The sequence below is a fragment of the Flagellimonas alvinocaridis genome (genome assembly GCF_965248585.1).
GTDB lineage: Bacteria > Bacteroidota > Bacteroidia > Flavobacteriales > Flavobacteriaceae > Flagellimonas > Flagellimonas alvinocaridis.
In genome coordinates, this window is the sequence record NZ_OZ252111.1 from 3,422,193 (window position 1) to 3,440,363 (window position 18,171).

Consider the following 18,171-nt stretch of genomic DNA (forward strand, 5'->3'; position numbering starts at 1 on the left):
TAAAATGATAAGGTTATAAAAATATTTTTTAAAAAAAGTTAAGGTATTGAAAATTCAATCTGTTGATATTTCTAAGGGAAGTACGTTTATGTCATTCGTACAACTTCACTTAAATCAATCATGATTCTTGATGTAAAGCGAGGCGGCCTCCAATACCTCAACAAGAATTGGATAACAGCCCTAATTTAACCCAAAACCCAGGATATTAATTATGAAAAGAAGAACATTGATTAGAAAGTTGGGTGTACTTCCCTTAACTGGGGCAATAGCTCAATTAATCCCCTCCAGCTTATATGCAGGAAGACAAACTGAAACGGCCAAGACCCTAAAAGGACTGGCATTTGAGGCTGAAAAAGGAAAGAGCATCTATGAAAAAATAGGTGTACGCCCCGTAATCAATGGAAGAGGAACTATTACCGTCATCGGTGGTTGCCGGATATTGCCCGAAGTTGAGCAGGCAATGGAAGAGGCTACTCACCATTATGTTGAATTTGATGAATTGATGGATGGCGTTGGTCAGCGTTTGGCAGCGTTGACCGGAACGGAATATGGTGTGGTCACAACCGGAGCCACGGGAGCGCTCATTATCGCCACAACAGGAATTGTCACTGGCGGAGATCCAGATAAGCTCTGGCAACTCCCTAACCTGGAAGGCATGAAGGACGAGGTCATTATTCCCAAATACTCATGGACCGCTTACGAATCTTCTGTTAGAGGGGTTGGGGTAAAAATGATCACGGTGGACAGCAAGGAAGAGCTGAAAGCTGCCTTAGGACCACGAACTGCAATGGTACTTGTATTGGCGGGATCAAAATCCATGAACGGACCACTTTCCGTAAAAGAAATTGCCAGTGTCACCAAACCGCTGGATGTACCCATCTTGGTCGATGCTGCAGCAGAAGGGCTCCCAGTGCCCAACCCTCATATAGAGCAGGGTGCCGATTTGGTTGCCTACAGCGGTGGAAAATATTTAGGTGGACCCCAATGTGCTGGATTGTTATTGGGCCGTAAAGATTTGATCAAAGCAGCTTGGGTGACCAGCGCACCGCACCATGGGTTCGGTCGTGGATATAAGGTGGGTCGGGAAGAAATCATGGGAATGCTTGCCGCAGTGGAAATGTGGATGAAGAGAGATCATGTTGGAGAAAGGCAAGTATGGACCAATAGGTTGGAATATATCGCCAGTAAACTGAATAAGATCCCCGGTTTGGAAACTTCCATAAGACAACCCCCACCGGAACAGCTATCCAACCCAAGTCCATCACTTCGGGTAAAATGGGATATGGAAAAAATACCACTGACAGGGCATGAAGTTGAACAGATTTTGTGGAACCAAACGCCTCGAGTGGCTGTAAGCGGGGCCGGGAGTTTTTTACCTTTTCCGCCCAATACCAGCCCAACCATTGGCATAAACACGTCGCAATTAAAAGATGGTGAAGAAAAAATAATCGCCGATCGCGTTTTTGAGGTTTTGTCAAACCCGCCAAAAATTGGGAAGAATTTGGCGCCTGCCACTTTTAATTTAAGCGGGGAGTGGGAAGTTACAATGTGGTTTGCAGCAACATCATCAGATCAAACCTTTGTGATTGTACAGAAAGATGAAGACATCAAGGGAACGCATTACGGCAGCTATGCATCCAGAGGATTAATGGGCAACATTCATGGAGACGAGGTGCTGATCCGCAGTTCACATACCGAAGACGGGGTTCGACTAAACTTCACTTTTAAAGGAAAAGTACATAACGCACAAACCATGGGTGGCGATGTTAGTTTTAGCGAGTATGGTAATGGAAAATGGGAAGCTAAACGGAAATATTGATTCTTGACACCTACATATTCGGTGAAAAATAGTTTACCATGAATAACAAACAATCAACCTAAAATGAAACAAAAAATTATTGCACTAGCGCTTTTTTGCCTTTATGTGGGATATGGATTAAATGCCCAAGAATTTGATATTGCCATCATAGGTGGCCATGTAATCGACCCTAAAAATGATATTAATGAACCACTTGATGTAGCCATAAAAGACGGAAAGGTGGCGTTAATCTCCAAAAAAATCAATAAGAAAAGGGCCAATAGAATTGTTGATGCCAAGGGGCTATATGTGGTGCCAGGATTGGTAGATATGCATGCACATGGCTTTTTTGGGGTGGAAGACGGTCATTATTTAAGAAATAGTTTTTACGCCGTTCCTCCCGATGGGTTTACTTTTCGGAATGGGGTTACCACACTTGTTGATGCCGGAAGTGCAGGATGGAAGTCTTTCCAGACATTCAAAGAGCAGACCATTGACCGGTCCCATACGCGAATTCTATCGTTCCTCAATATAGTAGGCGAAGGAATGAAGGGAGGAGTTTGGGAGCAGGATACCAGCGACATGGATGCAAAATTAAGTGCCCAAGTGGCCCGAAGGTACTCAGACCTGATCGTAGGTTTCAAGGTTGCACACTTTAGAGGTGAGGGGGAAGACTATTATGTCCCCATTGATCGCGCAATAGAAGCGGGCAACATGGCCGGGAACATACCGGTAATGTTGGATGGCAAATTGGAGGACGCCATTCTTAAACGTTTTAGGCCTGGGGATATTTTTACACATGTTTATGGCAGGCCCATAATAGATACCGTAACCAATAAGGTTAAACCATTTGTCCTTGAAGCGCGCAAAAGAGGTCTTATTTATGATGTTGGTTATGGAGGAGCAAGCTTCAAGTACGCAAACGCCATTCCAGGCACCAAGGATGGATTCTACCCAGATGTCATCAGTACGGACCTGCATGGAGGAAGTATGAACGCTGCCATGAAGGATATCTTGAGCATAATGTCAAAATTCATGGCTATGGGTATGGGTCTAGAGGATATAATAACCGCTGTAACCTGGCATCCGGCAAAAACCATAAAAAGAGAAGAATTGGGAAATCTTTCCGTGGGATCGGAAGGAGATGTTACCGTCCTCAGCCTCCGCGATGGAAAATTTGGATTTTATGACCAGCAGGGCACCAAAATGTCTGGCACCAAAAAGTTTGAATGCCAAGTGACCATCAAAGGAGGGCGGGTGTTCTACGATTTAAATGGACTTACAGCCCCACTTCCAAGGGTGATCAGTGGGCTTCCATCCATGTAAACTCAAACAACAAGGATACTAACCTATATTTTGAATTTGATGACCTGGAACCAAATTGTAGATCCCTTCGGCAATATCTATTTGTCTTTATTGATTGCCCTTGTTCCCATTGCCACTATCTTTTGGGCCTTGGCTATCAAAAAAATGAAAGGCCATAAGGCCAGTTTGTATGCTGCATTGGCAGCCCTACTTGTAGCTGTGTTGATATATGGAATGCCCATAAAATTGGCTCTATTGTCTTTTACCCACGGTGCTTTGTATGGGCTGTTTCCCATATGCTGGATTGTAGTGACCACTATTTACTTGTTTAACATTATCGTTAAAAGCGGAAAGTTTGAGATTATTAAACATTCCATGGCATCCATTACCTCGGACCGTAGGCTGCAAGCATTATTGATAGCCTTTGCCTTTGGATCATTTTTAGAAGGAACGGCAGGGTTTGGAGCGCCAGTCGCCATTACGGCAGCTATGCTGGTAAGTTTGGGGTTCAATGCATTTTATGCAGCAGGTATTTGCTTGATAGCAAATACAGCACCCGTTGCCTTTGGGGCCATCGGTATACCCATTACCGTAGCTTCTCAAGTATCGGGAATACCTGAAATGGCCATTTCGCAACTGGTAGGACGTACCTTGCCCATTTTGTCTGTGGTACTTCCGTTTTATTTGACCATGTTGATATGTGGCTACAAAAAATCATTGGAAGTGTTTCCCGCCATACTGGTCTGTGGTGTATCCTTTGCCTCTTTACAATGGTTTTCATCCAATTTTCTTGGGCCGGAACTTCCCGATATCATTGCCGGATTGGGATCCATCATTTGTCTCATTATTTTTTTAAAATTCTGGAAACCGAAAAACATATGGAGGTTCGAGAACGAGGAAGCTCCTTCTGAAGTGGAAAAAATGACCTATACCAAAAAGCAAATAGCCATTGCTTGGTTCCCCTTTGTGATTTTAGCCGTGTTGATAATTGTTTGGGGGTTAGCACCTGTAAAAGAAAAGCTCGACTTGATAGGTACGTTCAAGTTTGACATCAAAGGACTGCACAATGTTATTTTGGATAGACAGGGCGAACCCATTCCCCATGGGTATAAATTAAATATGCTTTCTGCAGCTGGGACGGCCATTCTGATAACAGCACTTTTGTCCATCCCTATTTCTGGGATGAAATATAGAGAAGGTTTTGCTTTATTTTTTTCAACCTTAAAACAACTAAAGTTCCCCATAATTACAGTTTCGGCCATTTTGGGATTTGCTTATGTGGTAAACGATTCGGGAATAGTAATCACCATTGCCTTGGTATTGGCCAATACTGGGTTTTTGTATCCATTTGTTGCCCCTATTTTGGGTTGGCTTGGTGTTTTTGTAACTGGCTCGGACACCTCATCAAATGCACTTTTTGGGAAACTTCAATTTGAAACAGCTAAATCGATTGGAGTTGATCCCTTGGTGACCGTAGCTTCGAATACTTCAGGTGGTGTGGTCGGAAAAATGATATCTCCCCAATCCATTGCTGTAGGCACTGCTGCAGTGGGGTTGATTGGCAAGGAAGCACAACTTTTTAGATATACCTTAAAACATAGTTTGATCATGCTCTTATTGATTTGTTTGATCACTTTGGCCCAAGCGTACATAATACCGTGGATAGTCCCTATATGGAATTGAGTTAACGTTTTTTGAGTTTGTTTGATTGTAGTAAATCGCAGTCTTTAGCAATAGAGCCTGCGATTTCTTCATGAAAAAAGGTATTACCTATTCAAACTGTTAAATTACGGTAGACCCAAAATGAAAGAATCATTTTTTAAGGCTACTGGGCAAATACCCCATGGTTCGTTTAAAGGCATTGGTAAAATGTTGTGGGTTGCCATAGCCTACTTCATAAGCAGCTTGGGCGATTGTAAGACCTTCATTACGTATAAGTGCACTTGCTTTTTTCATACGCAATCGGGTAATATATTTATAGATTGTGGTTCCGTGTATTCGTTTAAAATCCCTTTTTAATTTTGTACCATTAAACCCTGCAATTGTTGAAAGCTCCGAAATAGGTAAAGTTTTCTTCAAATTCGATTTTATGTGACGCTCTACCCTACGGATACTGGCAATGTCAGTTTTGGATACCTTTATATTTGGTTCAGGCTTTAAATTCCCATTAAACTCAATCAATATATCTACCAACAAGGTTGTAATCTTGGATTGCAAGTATGTTTTTTTTAACCGACCCGCAAATGGACAGTTTATGATTTCTTCCAAAACTTGACCAAGTTCTGAGGAAATAGGACGTGGCTTCTTCCAAAAAACAAATGGTTTGCCTTTTCTGACCATGTCATCGATTTTCTCCAATGTTTGGCCATAAGTATCCCCTACCAATTCTTTTATCAATCCTAAAGTAAAGACAATTTCAAGTGTACGCCTTGGCGCCCCTTTATATTCTAGAGTACCATTGACTTCAGGCAAATAGAATATATTGTAATGAAAATCCGGTATCTCCACTAGGGGATTGCGGTCTTTAAAAGGTGTATACCTATAGTTTCCTGCAATCTCAAAATGAAGTGCGAACAGTGAAAAGTTGCTAGAAACTTGAAACACATATCCTTTTGGCGCATGAATGTATTTGCTCCATATAAAAATCCCGTTGAGTTGAAGTTCCTTGATTACACCTGAGACATCTGATGTATCAATTTCAATCTTATCCTCGAGCAATTCTTCGGTAAGAAAATCCTTGGAGTATTTTTTTTTGTAAACACTCCCCTTGAACAGCTCACTTTTTAAGACTGATTGCATTTCTTCCTTTTGCGTACTTAAAACTTCCTTTTGCGGTATCCTCGCGCCCACTCCTGTTTTAGATTTGCAAATCTAATTTATTTAGATTAAATCTTAATAAAGATAATTGTTATTATTTACAAGAATGGGCAAACATTTTTCAACCATCTTCTTCTTTATTTCCTTACTGTCACACGCTCAGAGCACCAAAGACAGCGCTATTTTCGGTAAAATAACCTCAGAAGATGGCAGCCCGCTGACATACGCCACGGTCCTGATCAAAGGGACAGAGATCGGCTCTTTGACTGACGAACAGGGCAGGTTTGAAATCAACGTGCCCTATGGAAAGTATACCGTTTCCGTATCTTTCATTGGGTATGGGAATGCTTCAAAAACCATTCAGACAAGTCCGGAAAACCGTAGGATAAAGCTCGATTTTACGCTGAGTGAAAATACTGAAACCCTAGATGGGGTAACGGTAAGTGGAAAATCCAACAAAACCGCTTTGGAAACCAAAGGTTTTGCGGTAAACGCCATAGAAACCAAGGAAGCGGGACTTAGAAGTATACAAACCAACGAATTGTTGAATACCACGGTTGGCGTTAAAATACGTCAAAATGGCGGTCTGGGTTCAAGCGTGCAATACAGTTTAAATGGCCTTTCTGGCCGATCGGTCAGCATTTTTATTGATGGAATTCCAATTTCTGTATACGGTTCCTCCTACAATCTAAACAGCATCCCTCCTTCAATGATCAAGAATATTGAGGTCTATAAAGGGGTGGTGCCCGGACATTTATCCAGCGATGCCGTAGGTGGTGCCATTAACATTGAACTTCATGATGGGGCCAAAAATAACCTAAACGCTTCTGTTTCCTATGGGTCTTTCAACACTTTGCAAACAAATTTGAATGGTGCCTATAGATTAGAAAAAACAGGATTTACCATAAAAGCCTCAGCGTTTCACAACTATTCGGACAACGATTATAAAATTTCAGGAAGAACCATAGTGGATATTGCCCCAAACGGAGTACAAACACCTATTGTGGCCAGAAGGTTTCATGATGCCTATCGTTCTTCGGGTGGTACAGTGCAAGTTGGATATACCAATGTTGGTTGGGCCGATCAATTTTTGGTGGGCATTACAGCATCCGATGAATACAATGAAGTGCAGCATGGTACTTTCGTGACCATATCACCCTATAAGGGCCGATTTCTTAAGTCCGACGCATTTCTTGGAAACCTAACATACCAAAAAGAGGATCTTTTTATAAAAAACCTAGACCTAACCGTCAATGGGGTATATGGCAAGCGTAACCGCGTTATTAACGATACCGTTGCCCAGGCCTATACTTGGGCAGGAGAGCGATTGGTTGGATTTGATGGTGAGTACCTTGATTATATCTGGGGCTCCCAAAATGAAAATGGTCCAACGCTGGCCAAAATTGTCCGCAACGTAGCTTCGGTACGGTCGGGTCTTTCTTATGCCATAAACAACAACCACAGAATTTTATTGAATCACGTTTATAGCGGTATTGACAGAGAAGATACTGATGAAATGGTGTCACTGTTGGAAAACACCTTCCAACAAAGCAGTGACATATATAAGAATATCTTTTCCCTTAGTTATGAACTGAACGCATTTGATGATAAATTTAAATTAAACGCCTTTGGGAAGCATTATTTACAAAAAGTACTGAACACCAAACCCGTGTTTAATGAAGACAATACCGAAGTAATTGATGAGGTTTACGAAAGCAACAAAGATTACACAGGATATGGGTTTGCCTCCTCCTATATTGTTATTCCAGAAATTACCTTGTTGTTATCCGCTGAAAAAGCCATTCGTCTACCTAGTGAAAATGAAGTTTTTGGTGATGCCGGGGATAACTTGCTTCCCAATCTGACCATTCAACCTGAAACCAGTGACAATTTGAATATTGGTTTTCGTCTTGGCAAATTTTACATTAAAAAACATGGGGTTACCCTGTCCACCAACTTCTTTGCCCGTAATATTGAAAACAGGATAGGACTACCTGCAAATGCCGATGGACTTAGGGAAAGTGACGAGTTTGTACAATATACCAACTTAGCGAACACGGCAGAATCCAAAGGAATTGAGGCAGAGTTCAACTACACCTACGACAATAACCTAGGGTTCAATTTTAACATGACCCGGATGAGCTTGACCACGGTAAACTCAGGCGTAGAGAGCGATGTTCCCAACGTACCCTTGTTTACCATGAATGCAGGTTTACGGTATACCCTTAACAACCTCATTCAAACAAATTCCCGGATCAATCTATTTTATAACGCCTACTATACCGACGAATTTGCCTTCAAGTTCGCCGCAGGGAGAAACACATCAGGCGAAGAGGAATTTCTGATTCCCGAGCAAATTTCCCATGATTTTGGGCTCAGCTATACATTCCCCAAAAAGAATTTCATCCTAAGCTTCGATGTCAAGAACATTTTTGACCAAGCCGTGTATGATAATCTATCGGTACAAAAACCAGGCAGGGCTTTTTATCTAAAACTAAACTACATAGTAAACAATTTTTAATCGTAATAAATCAACTCATATGAAACGTACCTTTTTAAATTTTAGAACTTTAGCTGTCTTTTTGCTGGTGTTTGGTTTAATGACCGCATGTAGCAGTGATGACAATGGCGGTGAAAACCCCGCGGTTGTTGACACCGATGGCGACGGTATTGCAGATACAAATGACGAATGCCCTTCAGAGGCAGGAACAGCAGCCAACAATGGATGTCCTAATGAAGAGCCCGTAGAGGAGTCCCGATGGATTACCATTGCAGGTGCCAAAATGGGTGAAAACCCAGGAGATGGCAATGGAGGAACCCTAATATATTCCGTTACCAGTGAAGAGGCCAAAGACCCAACCGTTCAGATAGATCCTTTTAACAATGGTTTTGTAGCACCCTCCAACAGAACGGCCAGATTGCAGGCTTCTGAAGATGGCAACACCATTTTTAACATTAGCTACGCTGGCGATACCGGTGGCAACTATACCAAGTACATTGTAAACGGCGGCAATGATTTTGAACAAACCGGATCGGAAATCAGTATTGCTCCTTATGTAGGATCGGCACCTAGATGGATCAAGTTGTTTGATGGGGACAAAACGGGTTCTGCCGTTTACGTATCTACCGAACACCAAGTTGATGACAACGGCACCCCGGACAATGTGGCCGATGACACCTACATTCGTACAAGCCAGACCATTGGTGTAGTAACTTTGAATTTGGTTGATTCCCAAATCAACAATTTCCAAGAACATGAGATCGGGTTGTCCGAAGAAGAAGAGGCATTGGGATACTACATTTCTAGAATTGATATGCCCACTTTAAATGCCGCTGGCGACAAATTATACATAGGTGCCCGTTTGAGCAAAATTGATCCCGAAACAATAGAAAGTGATAGTGATTATGAAATTTTAGGCTCCAAAACCATTGTATTGGATTATCCCTCTCTGTTGAATCCAACCATAATCACTTCTGGCGTAGGGCATGGTAACACCAACGGATATCGAAGCATCAACTCTTTTGAGTACGACGGTGCCGTTTACCAAGCCAACCAAGGCGATCCTGAAGGTTCCCATATTCTAAAGATCGGTACTGACAACCAGTATGATGACTCCTACGATTTCAACTTGGACGATGCTCTGGGCGTAACCGGTGCCTATGTCTTGGCCTGGAGACCTGCTGCCAACGGAAAAGCAGTTTTGGCCTACCGCCACGAGGGGTCTGCAGAAGGTGTTGCTGGTCAGCAAGGTTTCTTTGCCCTTGTTGATCTAAATGCCAGAACGGCTACCCAAATCAATGATATTCCATACGAGGCAGACTTCTACTTGTTCCAATACCAAGGGTATGCCGTTGATGGAAATGAGATTTATTTAACACAAGCCCCGGTAGGAAAGAACGGAAACATTTATGTTGTAGATACCGAAACCGGTGAAGTTACCAAGGGGGCAGAACTGGTCAACGCTACGGGAAGCCATTTTATAGGTGCCTGGTAAACCTTTCTGAAGCAATTATGTGAAATAGAATTCCGTGGGAGAAAAACATCCCACGGAATTTTAAGGTTTGAACAATTTTATAAAAAGATCCTGTTCAGTTTTGGAATGGACTTGTATTCCATTTAAACTTAGATCAAAAGCAATAACTTTGAAACCCTGATTACATACTATATCGATCCATTGACATCTTTATAAGCCATAAATTTATAGAGCATGGAATTTTACATTTAAAAAATCTCATAAGAACCAAAATGAAAACAAAGACTATAAAATCCTTCCTCCTTGGTATGGTTGCCGTACTTGCCGTCTCAAACACCTTGGCACAACAGGACGGTACTGATAATCCATTTATGGATAGGGACTATTGGGCCTCAAAACCCTCAATTGCCGATATTAATGGCAAAATTGCCCAAGGGCATTCAATTACCGAAGCCAATAGAGGCGGATTTGACCCTACCACTTTTGCTATTTTTGGAGGAAATCCAGTAACTACGATTGCACACCTTATCGACAATGGCAATGATGTGAACAAACGCACGCACGATTCACGCACCTATATTTTTTGGGCTGCCTCACGAGGTGACTTGGACATCATGAAGTACTTGGTTGAAAAAGGCGCCAAATTGGACGTAAAAGATTCCCATGGGTATTCCTTGACCCAATTTACCGCTGCTACTGGCCAAACCGATACAAAAATCTATGATTTTCTTATTGAAAATGGTGCAGACCTTAAAAATGAAAAAGATCACGATGGTCGCAATGTGCTTTTGGTGGCAGCACCAAGGGCAAAAAATTTGGACTTAATCAACTATTTTATCAGCAAAGGACTAGACCTCAACGCTACCGATGATCATGCTAATGGCATATTCAACATTACTGCCCAAGGTGGAAATATCGAAGTTTTAAAAGCCTTGGTAGCCAAATGCGTTTCAACGGAAAAAAATCCCAACACCAATGAAAATGCCATTCTTTTTGCCAGTCGTGGCGGAAGGGGAAGCAGTAATGGCATGGAGGTGTTCCACTATTTGGAAAGTTTGGGGCTCAACGCCAATATTACCTCCAAAAATGGAATTACTCCGTTGCACAACCTGTCGCGCTCTTCAGACAATCTAGCCCTTTACAACTACTTTATAAAAAAGGGAGTTGACCTAAATACCGTGGACAGTGAAGGCAATATCCCCTTGTTGAATGCTGCATCGCGTAACAAGTTGGAAGTGATCAAGTTTCTGGCCGAAAAAACGGATAACATCAACCATAAAAATGATGAAGGATATTCTGCATTGACTTTGGCCGTTCAGGACAATTCCGTTGAAGTTGTGGATTATTTGATCTCTAAGGGGGCCAATACAACTGTTGTGGACAAAGACGGGAACAACCTTGCCTATTACCTATTCGCGGCACGTGGCAACACCCGTGATTTTGATGATAAGGTAAAAGCATTGCGCCAAGCAGGGGTTGACTTTGCAAAGCCACAACCCGATCAAAGAACAGTATGGCATTTGGCCATGGACAAGAATGACTTGGGCTTACTTAAAAAAGTGCAAGCCTTTGGTGCGGATATCAACGCAAAGGACAAACAAGGAAACACTGTTTTACATTATGCGGCCATGAAATCCACCGACACTGACATTCTCAAATATTTAATTGCCAACGGTGCAGACACCAATGCAACCACTGAGTTCGGTGAAACCGCATACGAATTGGCCCAAGAAAATGAACTTTTGGGTAAAACCAATGTGAATTTGGATTTCCTTAATTAATCAAAATATGAAAAGAATACTGAATCGCCCTATAATTTTACTTACACTGGTTTTCGCTTTTTTTGCTGCCTCATCCTTTATGCAAGCACCAACCACGGTTTCCTATAAGTGTATGATACAGATGGCCAACTATACAGGTGAAAAAGCCTATGTGGTTGTCTCTTTGATTAATGCTGAAGGAGATTATGTTAAAACCCTGTATGTTCAAGGAGATGACCCAGAGTGGTTTCCAGACCTAAAAGATTGGTGGGGTTTTAGCCATGGTATAAATGAGAATATTGATGCCATTACAGGAGCCACTGTGGGCAATGGTGAAAGAAACATTATTTCACTGTCCGTGGATTCATCCCAAGTAGACAGCGGCTACAAAATCCGTTTTGAGTCTGCGGTTGAAAACCAGGAGTACTATACCGTTGATGCTGAGATAGACCTCAATTCGGCCACAATCAGAAACAAAGTTGATGGAAAAGGCTATATCCGTTATATTCGGATGGTGCCAAATTAATAATTATGGCGCTTTCGGTATGGCGATATAGCCACTTGATCCTTGCACTGGTATCATCCCTGTTTCTGTTGGTTGCATCAATCACGGGGGTAATATTGGCCGTGGAACCCATATCGAACAAAGTACAGCCCTATCGCATTGCTGAAGCAGATGGGCTTAGTTTGGCCCAGACAATGGAGAACCTTAATGCGAAATACGATGAGATTCTTTCCATCTCGCGTGACCGCAACGGCTTCATCAGTGTCTCGGTCATTATAGAAGGTGAGAGCAAGCAATTTTACGTAGACCCCTTCACTGGGCAACAGTTAGGCCACCTCATTGAAAAGGCGCCGATTTTTCAATTCAGTACAAATCTGCACCGATCATTGTTTCTAAAATCCACAGGACGGTTCTTGATCGGTCTTGTTTCCTTCCTGCTTTTTTTAATTGTTGTTTCAGGTATTGTGCTCATCGCCAAACGCCAAGGAGGAATCCGATATTTTTTTGCCCCAGTGGTACGTGAAAATTTTTCGCAATTCAACCATGTCGTTTATTCACGCATAGCATTATTGCCCATTTTGGTATTGTCATTGACCGGGGTGTACCTGTCATTACTGCGCTTCAACCTAATTCCAGAAGAACAGATTGCCCATGAAGTGGATTATGATTCCTTACGGGAAACACCAACCATACCCGTTAAAGAATTTGCGCTTTTCCAGCAGACAGCATTAGGGGAACTCCGGGAATTGGAGTACCCTTTTTCTGAGTTTGTGGAAGATTATTATACCATCCGTCTCAAGTATAGGGAGGTTTTGCTCAACCAATTTACTGGGGAGACCATTACTGAAAAGCAACAACCCCTTGTTACCACCATATCCTCGTGGGCAACTGTTTTGCACACTGGCGAAGGCAGCATCATTTGGAGTAGCATATTGGGGTTGGGAAGCCTTTCCATTCCTTTTTTGATGCTCACGGGTTTTATCATTTATTTTAAAAGACCCAAAATCCGTATCAAAAACAAATATGCCAAAAATGATTGTGAACATATCATATTGGTAGGTACCGAAGGGGGCACCACCCTATTATTTGCCCAAGAATTCCACAAACAACTGCTAAAGACTGGAAAAAAAAGCTATTTGGGAATGATGAACGAATACAATGTCTTCCCAAAAATGAAACAACTCACACTGTTAACTGCAACCTATGGACAAGGAGAGGCCCCGGCCAGTGCTTCAAAGTTTATGCAATTGGCCGAAGAACATCTGCAAAAACAGCCATTTTCCTTTTCTGTAGTTGGATTTGGCTCTACATCCTATCCTAATTTTTGTCAATTCGCCTATGAAGTATCCGAAGTCTTAAAAACCCAAACGGATTCCACGGCTTTGGGTGAAGTTTTCACCATAAACAATCAATCTTTTGAAGCTTTTTCCAAGTGGACAAATCAATGGGCCAAATCCCAAGGAATAACACTGCGTCTTGAAAAGCCCAAAATATCGCTAACCAAAAACCAGATTTCCGATTTTGTGGTGATGGACAGGGCAGACCTGACCAAAGAGGATACTTTTCTGCTCACCCTAAAAAACAAAAATGGAGCAAAGACTGTTTCAGGTGACCTCTTATCTATTATCCCTAATGAAGATGGCCGTGAGCGTCTCTATTCCATTGGCCACTTAGGAAAAGATCTATTGACAATCAGTGTAAAGAAACATCCCAATGGAATCTGTTCAAATCAATTGGGCGAGTTGGGTAAAGGTGAAATTTTATCTGCCGGGGTGGTAAAGAACAGACATTTTCATCTTCCCAAGGGCAATAAAGAAACGGTATTGATCGCAACAGGAACAGGGATAGGCCCATTTTTGGGAATGATGGCCACCAATACACACAAACGAAAATTACACGTATATTGGGGCGGAAGAACACCAGAGTCCTTGCAGCTCTATCAATCTTACATTAACAAAGCTCTAGCACAAAAAAAATTATCCCGATTTGTTCCTGCCTACTCAAGGATTGGTGACGAAAAAACCTATGTACAACATTTGATTAAAAAAGATGGTGCTGACATTGCTAAAATCCTGAATAAAGGGGGATATGTGATGATTTGTGGATCCATTGCAATGCAGGGTGAGGTTTTGAGTGAATTAAAAAAGATTTGCAGCACGCATCTTAGCAAAAATCTGAGCCACTACCAGAATCGTAACCAGATTAAGATGGATTGTTATTAACCATCTGAAGAATTAAAAGTAGCCCCGGCAAGAATCGAACTTGCATCTAAAGTTTAGGAAACTTCTATTCTATCCATTGAACTACGGGGCCATTTCTGAAAATGGAATGCAAAAATATGTTTTTTTGAAAAACATTATGCAATTGCAGCAATCTAATTAGATTCTTTTCATAAGGAACAGGATAGGAACTAAACAACACGCTTTTTCTCCTCTTCTTTCAAGATTTTTTCCAAATAGGAACGTGACAAAGGCTTATCAATATAACCAGCAATCAGAGCGTGACCTTTGGCTATCGTTCGGTCCTTGGCATTGGTAAAGGCTGAAAGTACATAAACACTTGGCAGTTCATGTTTTTTGAATAGTGTCTGCAAATTTTCGAGAAAGTCCCAACCGTTCATCCCATCCATTACAAGGTCCAAAAAAATAATATCGGGCAATCTGTCGTGCTCCTCAATAGAACTCAAACAGGCGTTTATGCCTTCCTCTCCGCTGGAGCAAGTAACAATGTCAAAATTACCATGGGATTGTTGTATGCAATACCGGGTCGCAAACTGCGACACCAAGTCATCGTCAATAATAAACGTGGTTAGCTTCATGCAGGGTTAATTACGTAAGTTTTGGGACAGACAAAGAAAGAGGCTTGCGAGCAACAAACCATTCATAATCGTTGTTTGGCCCAAATATCCCGTTCAATCAACCTTAGTGCGGTAATTTATTCCTAAATACACCATAGGTAAAAGCTCCTAAAATGGCTCCAATCAGCACGATAATGATAGGCCAATAACCAGCGCCCACCAAAATATAAATGGGTCCTGGACAAGCTCCGGCCAATGCCCAGCCTAATCCAAAAAGGGTTCCGCCCACAATATATCGAGCAAAAGATTTTTCCTTGTCGGGTATGCCAATGGGTTCTCCTGAAAAGGATTTTACTTTTGATTTTTTGATCCATAAGACCAAAACAACCCCTAGGGCCAAAGCAGAACCGATTATGCCGTACATGTGGAATGAATCAAATTGGAACATTTCATAAATTCTGAACCAAGAGGCCGCTTCCGATTTGTAAAGGACAATTCCCAAAAAAGTACCGATAAAAATATATGCCAAGTTCTTCATGATCCAAAAATTAGGGGGAACAACAAGTGAACCATGATCAGTCCACCTATAAAAAATCCAATGACAGCTATCAATGAAGGTCGCTGTAAATTACTCAAGCCCGAAATGGCGTGTCCAGAAGTGCACCCATCGGCATAACGGGTCCCGAAGCCCACCAAAAAACCTGCAATCAAAAGAATGATCCAAATTTTTGGGTCGGACAACGATTCCAAACTAAAAAGCTCAGCGGGCAAATAGGCTTTTCCGGCGCTATCAAATCCCAATTCTTGAAGTTTGGTTACGGTTTTGGGTGAAATATCCACTGCGGGGTTGGGCGACAACCAATGTGCTCCCAAAAATCCTCCAATAACGGAGCCCAAAACCACCAATAGGTTCCAGCGTTTGGATTTTATATCTACTTTGAAGTAATCCGTGAATTTTCCTGCGCCTCCGATGGAACAAAAAGTTTCGAGGTTGGAGGACATTCCAAAGCGTTTGCCCATTAAAATGAGCAATGCCATCATGAAGGCAATAAGAGGTCCGGCTATATACCAAGGCCAAGGTTGATAAAACATCTGTTAGGTTTTTAACAAAGTTGAACAAAAAGACTTAAACAAAAAAGATTGTATGATTTGGAGGCAAATTTAACAGCAAAAAAACCTCTTCACAGTAACATTGGTTACAGTGAACCTATTGCTAAAATATCCGAAAAAGAAGTATCAGACACAAAAGATATGCATCTATTGAAAAGACAAGCCACATATTCCAAAGCTCGACTCGTTTACAGACAAACCGACTCAGAAGAGAGACCTATTTAGAAAGGGGAAATTACTTTTTCCCGCTGTTCATCATCATTAGAACTGCCAGCACCAAAGCAACCACCACTGCACCAAATACAGCAATCATAATAATACCGTTGTCCCAGGAAACTAAGGGTAGAGCTAATAAAGTTTTCATAGTTGCGTATTTTATATCCCAAATATAGCAGCCTTATTAACCTTAAAGTATGACAATTCTCATAAAACAAAAATTCGAATAGTTATACTTCCATGCACAAAAAAGCCACCCAAAAAGGGTGGCTTTGTCATCAACCAATCAAGAAAAAACCTAATCCTTTGTTTTACATGTCTTAATTCCAAAAGGGACATACAAAGGACAAAAACCTACAAAACTTGTTAGAACAAATATGGCGGCCAATGCCATTAGGACATAGGCTAAAGTACCCGATATGACCCCAAAATAATAAAGGGAAAATACCACTAGCGCCACAACCAATCTTATTATGCGGTCCGAACCGCCCATGTTCTTTTTCATATAAATATGTTTTATGTGTCACCCAGAAAAATGCCGGATTCCTTAGTCTTTCAAAAACTATTATTCATTCAATATCAAAGTTATAGCACATCTAGAAAGAATTCGGTAACATGGGTTACACAGTTCTATTTATTTTTATCATAGATTTAGGTTTGGTTTTTTATGGAAAGAAGAAAGTTCACTCAAAAATTATCATTGGCTACCATGGCAGGCATTCTGGGAGCCGAAGTGGTCTTTGGTCACAAAATGCCCCAAAACTATTTCCCAGTGGGGCTCCAAGATCCAGACCCGTTTAAACTTTTTAACAAGGACAAGGAAATGGTTGTCCTGAATGACAAACCATGGAACATGGAGGCCAAGGCCCATTTGTTGAATGACGACATCACCCCCAACAAATACATGTTCATCCGAAACAATGGGAAAATCCCAAAGAACATAGATGTTTCCACATGGGCTTTGACCATAGATGGGGAATCTGTGAAAAACCCAAAAACGTATACCTTGGATGAACTCAAACAACGATTTACAAAGCATACCTATCAACTTACCTTGGAGTGTGGTGGAAATGGGCGAAGCGAGTTCAATCCACCCGCAAAGGGAAACCAATGGACCGTTGGGGCCGTCTCTTGTGCCGAATGGACCGGGGTACGTCTTCGCGATGTACTTGAAGATGTGGGCATAAACCCAGATGCGGTATACATTGGGTACCATGCGGCCGACACCCATTTAAGTGGCGACCCAAGAAAAGAACCTATTTCCAGAGGGGTTCCTATAGCAAAAGCAATGCAGAACGAAACGCTTTTGGCGTTTTCCATGAATGGCGAGGACATTCCATTGGCGCACGGATTTCCACTTCGGTTGGTGTGTGGTGGATGGCCAGCCTCCACATCGGGAAAATGGCTGACTCGTATCAGTGTGCGAAACAAGGTACATGATGGTGAAAAAATGGGAGGAAGTTCTTACCGGGTTCCCTGCGAGACGGTTTCTCCCGGCACCAAAGTGGATGATGAAAATATGTGTATTATTGAATCCATGCCCGTGAAATCCCTGATTACCTTTCCCAAGAGCGGAGCACTCATAAAAAAAGGACAGATCCTACAAATTAACGGTCATGCATGGGCCGGGGAACTTGAGGTCTCCAAAATGGAATATTCCATAGATTTTGGAAGCACATGGCACAACTGTGCCTTAAAAAAGCCCTCCAATCGACTTGCCTGGCAACATTTCAAGGCCTCAATATCATTTCCAAAAAAAGGCTATTACGAAGTTTGGGCAAGAGCCACGGATTCGCAAGGGAAATCCCAGCCCATGGTTTTGCCCGGATGGAATCCCAAGGGATACCTGAACAATGCCTGTCATAGAATAGCTATTAAAATGGTATGAG

At 41.9% G+C, this 18,171-nt stretch carries 15 protein-coding genes, 1 tRNA gene and 1 pseudogene; 10 read left to right on the forward strand and 7 right to left on the reverse strand.

Annotated features, from left to right (window positions below; translation table 11 throughout):
- Positions 1–149: 149 nt before the first annotated feature.
- The 4 genes and pseudogenes from ACP14V_RS15345 to ACP14V_RS15360 form a co-directional block, all read left to right on the forward strand.
- Positions 150–209 (forward strand): annotated as a pseudogene (locus ACP14V_RS15345) (RagB/SusD family nutrient uptake outer membrane protein); the annotation flags it as partial.
- A 2-nt stretch (positions 210–211) separates the two neighbouring features.
- Positions 212–1,819 carry an aminotransferase class V-fold PLP-dependent enzyme gene (locus ACP14V_RS15350; RefSeq protein ID WP_272608842.1) on the forward strand — a complete coding sequence of 536 codons (1,608 nt, stop codon included), beginning with the start codon at positions 212–214 and terminating at the stop codon, positions 1,817–1,819.
- 63 nt (positions 1,820–1,882) lie between these two features.
- On the forward strand, positions 1,883–3,124 hold the full coding sequence (locus ACP14V_RS15355; protein ID WP_272608843.1) for an amidohydrolase/deacetylase family metallohydrolase: 1,242 nt from the start codon (positions 1,883–1,885) through the stop codon (positions 3,122–3,124).
- A 39-nt stretch (positions 3,125–3,163) separates the two neighbouring features.
- Positions 3,164–4,786 carry an L-lactate permease gene (locus ACP14V_RS15360; RefSeq protein WP_272608844.1) on the forward strand — a complete coding sequence of 541 codons (1,623 nt, stop codon included), beginning with the start codon at positions 3,164–3,166 and terminating at the stop codon, positions 4,784–4,786.
- A gap of 129 nt (positions 4,787–4,915) precedes the next feature.
- On the opposite strand, the gene ACP14V_RS15365 is transcribed toward ACP14V_RS15360, so the two are convergent.
- Entirely contained in the window at positions 4,916–5,902 is a 987-nt protein-coding gene (locus ACP14V_RS15365; RefSeq protein ID WP_272608845.1) for a helix-turn-helix domain-containing protein, read from the reverse strand.
- 124 nt (positions 5,903–6,026) lie between these two features.
- On the opposite strand from ACP14V_RS15365, the gene ACP14V_RS15370 reads away from it, so the two are divergent.
- The 5 genes from ACP14V_RS15370 (at position 6,027) to ACP14V_RS15390 (ending at position 14,381) form a co-directional block, all read left to right on the forward strand.
- Positions 6,027–8,441 carry a TonB-dependent receptor gene (locus ACP14V_RS15370; protein WP_272608846.1) on the forward strand — a complete coding sequence of 805 codons (2,415 nt, stop codon included), beginning with the start codon at positions 6,027–6,029 and terminating at the stop codon, positions 8,439–8,441.
- Between the two features lie 19 nt (positions 8,442–8,460).
- The gene (locus ACP14V_RS15375; protein WP_272608847.1) at positions 8,461–9,915 is read left to right on the forward strand and encodes a hypothetical protein; all 1,455 of its coding nucleotides are present in this window, start codon (positions 8,461–8,463) and stop codon (positions 9,913–9,915) included.
- Positions 9,916–10,166: 251 nt separating this feature from the next.
- Positions 10,167–11,675 carry an ankyrin repeat domain-containing protein gene (locus ACP14V_RS15380; protein WP_272608848.1) on the forward strand — a complete coding sequence of 503 codons (1,509 nt, stop codon included), beginning with the start codon at positions 10,167–10,169 and terminating at the stop codon, positions 11,673–11,675.
- A gap of 7 nt (positions 11,676–11,682) precedes the next feature.
- Positions 11,683–12,180, forward strand: a complete 498-nt coding sequence (locus ACP14V_RS15385; protein WP_272608849.1) for a DUF2271 domain-containing protein — start codon at positions 11,683–11,685, stop codon at positions 12,178–12,180.
- A 5-nt stretch (positions 12,181–12,185) separates the two neighbouring features.
- Complete coding sequence (locus ACP14V_RS15390; protein WP_272608850.1) at positions 12,186–14,381, forward strand: PepSY domain-containing protein; 2,196 nt, start codon at positions 12,186–12,188, stop codon at positions 14,379–14,381.
- 19 nt (positions 14,382–14,400) lie between these two features.
- Here ACP14V_RS15390 and ACP14V_RS15395 read toward each other — a convergent pair.
- The 6 genes from ACP14V_RS15395 to ACP14V_RS15420 form a co-directional block, all read right to left on the reverse strand.
- Positions 14,401–14,472: transfer RNA gene (locus tag ACP14V_RS15395), tRNA-Arg, on the reverse strand.
- A 97-nt stretch (positions 14,473–14,569) separates the two neighbouring features.
- A complete protein-coding gene (locus ACP14V_RS15400; protein ID WP_272608851.1) occupies positions 14,570–14,977 on the reverse strand; it encodes a response regulator in 408 nt (135 codons plus the stop codon).
- A gap of 103 nt (positions 14,978–15,080) precedes the next feature.
- The gene (locus ACP14V_RS15405) at positions 15,081–15,494 is read right to left on the reverse strand and encodes a YeeE/YedE family protein (RefSeq protein WP_272608852.1); all 414 of its coding nucleotides are present in this window, start codon (positions 15,492–15,494) and stop codon (positions 15,081–15,083) included.
- Complete coding sequence (locus ACP14V_RS15410; protein WP_272608853.1) at positions 15,491–16,048, reverse strand: YeeE/YedE family protein; 558 nt, start codon at positions 16,046–16,048, stop codon at positions 15,491–15,493. The genes ACP14V_RS15405 and ACP14V_RS15410 overlap by 4 nt, the downstream gene beginning before the upstream one ends.
- A 253-nt stretch (positions 16,049–16,301) precedes the next feature.
- Positions 16,302–16,430 carry a hypothetical protein gene (locus ACP14V_RS15415; RefSeq protein ID WP_262709742.1) on the reverse strand — a complete coding sequence of 43 codons (129 nt, stop codon included), beginning with the start codon at positions 16,428–16,430 and terminating at the stop codon, positions 16,302–16,304.
- Between the two features lie 150 nt (positions 16,431–16,580).
- A complete protein-coding gene (locus tag ACP14V_RS15420; RefSeq protein WP_136564791.1) occupies positions 16,581–16,787 on the reverse strand; it encodes a YgaP family membrane protein in 207 nt (68 codons plus the stop codon).
- A 162-nt stretch (positions 16,788–16,949) separates the two neighbouring features.
- On the opposite strand from ACP14V_RS15420, the gene ACP14V_RS15425 reads away from it, so the two are divergent.
- Positions 16,950–18,170: a sulfite oxidase gene (locus ACP14V_RS15425; protein ID WP_272608854.1), complete on the forward strand. Its 1,221-nt coding sequence runs from the start codon at positions 16,950–16,952 to the stop codon at positions 18,168–18,170.
- Position 18,171: the final 1 nt, after the last annotated feature.